A 3,721-nucleotide genomic window follows, 5' to 3' on the forward strand; every position below is an offset into this window, starting at 1 on the left:
CAGCAGCCTTGGCTACCGCAGTCCGGCCGACTACGAGGCCGCCCTCGCGGCCTGACCACCACACCGATGGTGTCCGTCAAAGCGGAACAAGCTCACCTCCCCGGCCGGGGAGGCTGCCGGGCGCACCCCGACCCGCTGGAGGGTTGCACCGGAAGAGGGCTGGAGGGTTGTCTGCAGGGGTGCACTAGGCGGGGGACCGCAGGGGTGACCGGAGGTGGGACCCCCCGAATCCGGTGATCATCCGTTTCCCCAGGTCAACTGCCGTGGGCAAGCCCCTTCCGCAAAACGACACCTCTAATTCGTTAGTAATTAGAGGTCCTGGATCTCTGAGGGGCCCGGGGCGGCGTTGTCCAGCCCGGGGCAGGACGTGTGTGGTCCGGTCGGTGCCGTGGTGACCCCTACGACACCTCCGACCGTGCGAGGTCTTTGCAAAGACTGGTGGCGCTGGGCGCCGGCCGGTCCTCGCACGTTCTGCCCCCGCGGGCCCGTCGGGTTCGGGATCCTCGAAGGATGAGCTGCCGCACGGTGACGCGTTTTCTCCTCACGAGCTTCGAGCTCTGGACACGGCGCGCGCCCGTGCGGCTTGCGGTGCCGCGCACGGCTGATGAGGTGGCGGGCCCTGGAGCCCTGGAATTAGTGCGCCGTGCGGCCCCGCGTGCTCGCCTTCGAGAACAGCACCGGAGAAGGGGCGGGATCCATGGACGTGTTCTGCGGGATCGACTGGGCGGAGGGCCACCACGACGTCGCGCTCGTCGACGACACCGGCAAGCTGCTGGCCAAGTGCCGGATCAACGACGACCTGGACGGCTACCGGCTGCTGCTGGACCTTCTGGCAGAGCATGGCGACACCGCGGAGATGCCGATCCCGGTGGCCATCGAGACCAGCCGAGGACTGCTTGTCGCCACCCTGCGGCAGGGCCCCCGGAAGATCTACGCGGTCAACCCGATGGCCGCCTCCCGCTACCGCGACCGCCACGGCGTCAGCCGCAAGAAGTCCGACCCCGGCGACGCCCTTGTCCTCGCGAACATCATCCGCACCGACGCGCCGATGCACCGCACTCTGCCCGCCGACACCGACCTGGCACAGGCAGTCGCCGTCCTGGCCCGCGCGCAGCAGGACGCGGTCTGGAACCGGCAGCAGGTCGCCAATCAGCTGCGGTCCCTGCTGAGGGAGTACTTCCCGGCGATGATCGAGGCGTTCAGGGACAAGCCGGGAACCCTGACGCGCCCGGATGCCCGCCGCATTCTGGCCGTCGCGCCCACACCTGCTTTGGCCGCCAAGCTGCAGATGTGGAAGCTGACCGCCATGCTCCGGCGGGCCGGCCGCCGCCGGGGCATCGAGACGGACGCCGAACGCATCCAGCAGCTCTTCCGCCAGGAAGCCCCTCGACAGCTGCCTCTCGTCGAAGACGCCATGGGTAAGCAGGCACTGGCCCTGCTGCTGCAGCTGGACGCGGCCTGCGAGGCAGTCGATGACCTGGCGCGGGCCACCGAGGATGCCTTCCGGTCGCACCCGGACGCGGCGATCATGCTGAGCTTCCCTGGGATTGGCCCTCAGGTCGGTGCCCGGATTCTGGGCGAGATGGGCGATGACAGGACCAGGTTCGCCTCGGCTGGAGGGCTGAAGGCGTACGCGGGCTCGGCCCCGATCACGCGGGCCTCCGGCAAACGCCGCTACGTCGGACGCCGGTTCGTCAAGAACAACCGGCTCAACCACGTCGGCCACCTCTGGGCCTTCGCCTCCCTCGGCGGTTCATCCGGCGCGGACGCCCACTACCGGCGCCGCCGGGCAGGAGGAGACTGGCACATGCAGGCCCTGCGGCACCTGTTCAACCGGATGCTCGGCCAGCTCCACCACTGCCTCCTGGCACGCGTCCCATTCGATGAAGCAATCGCCTTCCCCTCAGAGCCCCAGACAGCAGCGACAGCTACGACATGAACAGGACGGCCCTGCCTCGCCGCTCCCGCCCGACGGGCGGCAGGATGTGCGGATGGCGAAGAGCGAGATAGAACTGCTGACCCTCCTGCGTGAACTTGATGACCCGGAGCGGCTGGAACGGCCGCTGCACTACGACCGCGCGGCGACCGGCCTCAAGTTCGGTGGGCTAGTGCGTCGGCTCGAAGCAGACTTCCGTGCCTCGTGCGAGTCCGAGCGGGATACCCAGGACTCCAGCGAGTACGGGCGCGTCCACGTGCCTGCGGACGCGACGGTCTGCGGGACGCGGATCGTGGTCTGCGTGAGCAAGTTTGGCTCCCTCGCCGAGGTCTGCGCAGACAATCCGGGGGCCTTCCTGGGCACGGCCGAGGCCCACGAGGAGGGAGTGCTGGACCTCGGCGACCTCGCCACCGTGGAGCGGGCGCTGGCCGAACTCGGCTACGTGAGCGTCCCCGAGGAACTGCTGGAGAGCGACTACGAGGGCCCCAGCAGGTTGGAGCACTTCTCGGCGCGGCCCACTTGGTGGACACGGTTCTTCGGCCTCTGGTGACCCACTCGCCCGGCCTCCGTCCCACGTCGGCCTCGGGGCGCCAGCTGAGGCCCAGCGTGGACCCTCGGCAAGATCTGCAAGGGCACGGCCTCACCCCCACGACTTGACGGCTTAACTGCATGAGGTGTCTTTCCGCGCGACAGCCGGGGGAAGAGGTGGATCCCATGAACGGGGGCCGGCGGCGGCGCAGGGGTACATGTACCGGTATGGCGCAGGAGCGGATCCGGTGGACGGTCGTCGTGGAACGGGCGCGGCAGATCGTGGAAGGTTTGCGCGCCGCTCAAAGTGACCTTGAGGCAGGTCTTGTACCGGCTGGTCTCCGAGGGCGTGTTGTCGCACACGGCAGCGATGTATCGGAGGCTGTCCGCGCAGTTGGCCCAGGCCCGCCGCGAAGGCCGCAGCCACATCACCGCCCTGACCATCGAGCACGTGACCCGGCAGGGTGACGTGGTCAGCCTCGCCCTCGGTAGCCACCCGCTGGACATGCCGCCGCCGCTGGACACCCTCGTCCTCCGCCTGCTCGAAGAACGGAAGGGACACGCGGTCGTCGGCCAGACCGACGATTACCCCTGGTTCTTCCCGGAGCCTTCCCGGGCCGCCCGATGGGCAACAAGCAGCTGATGCGGCGGCTCCACCGGCTCGGGATCCGTGCAACGCCGGTACGCAACACCGCACTCCTGGATCTCGCCGCCGAGCTGCCCGCCGTCGTCCTCAGCCGTTTCCTCGGCATCCATATCCGGTCGGCCACCCGCTGGACCCAGTACTCTGGGGCCTCCCGCAGCGACTACGCGGCCGACTTCTCTCGCCGCTGATAGGCGGGTCCACCCGGTCGCCGACGGTGGCGGGCTCACATGGTCGGCACCAGGTGGAGCACCGGCTGCCGTCGTGCATACCCAGCGCGTGGGCCCCCGAGCAGGGGCGAGCTCCTGACGGAGAGCCGGTGAGGCCGGGGCAGGACGGCTGCTGCAGGAAGAGCCTGTGCAGGGAGGCCGTCAGGCCGGTCTAGGTTTCGTCTCGTCCCTCCCGTTTGAGGCGGCGTACGGCTTCGACTGCGTCGGGCCCGAGTGTGGGGTCGCCGGCTAGTGAGGTCAGGAGTCGCACGGTGCTGTTGTTTCCGACGGAGCCGAGGAGCTGTATGAACTGAGCTTGTTCCGCTTTGACGGACACCATCGGTGTGGTGGTCAGGCCGCGAGGGCGGCCTCGTAGTCGGCCGGACTGCGGTAGCCAAGGCTGCT

The 3,721-nt window shown here is 69.0% G+C and carries 4 protein-coding genes; all 4 read left to right on the forward strand.

Annotated elements, in window-relative coordinates; translation table 11 throughout:
• The first annotated feature begins 697 nt into the window (after positions 1 to 697).
• Positions 698 to 1,939 (forward strand): IS110 family RNA-guided transposase, encoded by a 1,242-nt coding sequence (locus ACZ7JZ_RS35905; protein WP_470947341.1) that lies wholly within the window; start codon positions 698 to 700, stop codon positions 1,937 to 1,939.
• A gap of 52 nt (positions 1,940 to 1,991) precedes the next feature.
• Positions 1,992 to 2,486, forward strand: a complete 495-nt coding sequence (locus tag ACZ7JZ_RS35910) for a hypothetical protein (RefSeq protein WP_387986222.1) — start codon at positions 1,992 to 1,994, stop codon at positions 2,484 to 2,486.
• Positions 2,487 to 2,777: 291 nt separating this feature from the next.
• The gene (locus ACZ7JZ_RS35915) at positions 2,778 to 3,107 is read left to right on the forward strand and encodes a hypothetical protein (RefSeq protein WP_470947344.1); all 330 of its coding nucleotides are present in this window, start codon (positions 2,778 to 2,780) and stop codon (positions 3,105 to 3,107) included.
• Positions 3,089 to 3,298, forward strand: a complete 210-nt coding sequence (locus tag ACZ7JZ_RS35920; protein WP_470947346.1) for a hypothetical protein — start codon at positions 3,089 to 3,091, stop codon at positions 3,296 to 3,298. Before ACZ7JZ_RS35915 ends, ACZ7JZ_RS35920 begins: the two co-directional genes overlap by 19 nt.
• Positions 3,299 to 3,721 lie beyond the last annotated feature (423 nt).

The sequence above is a fragment of the Streptomyces sp. NPDC038213 genome, from assembly GCF_055600495.1.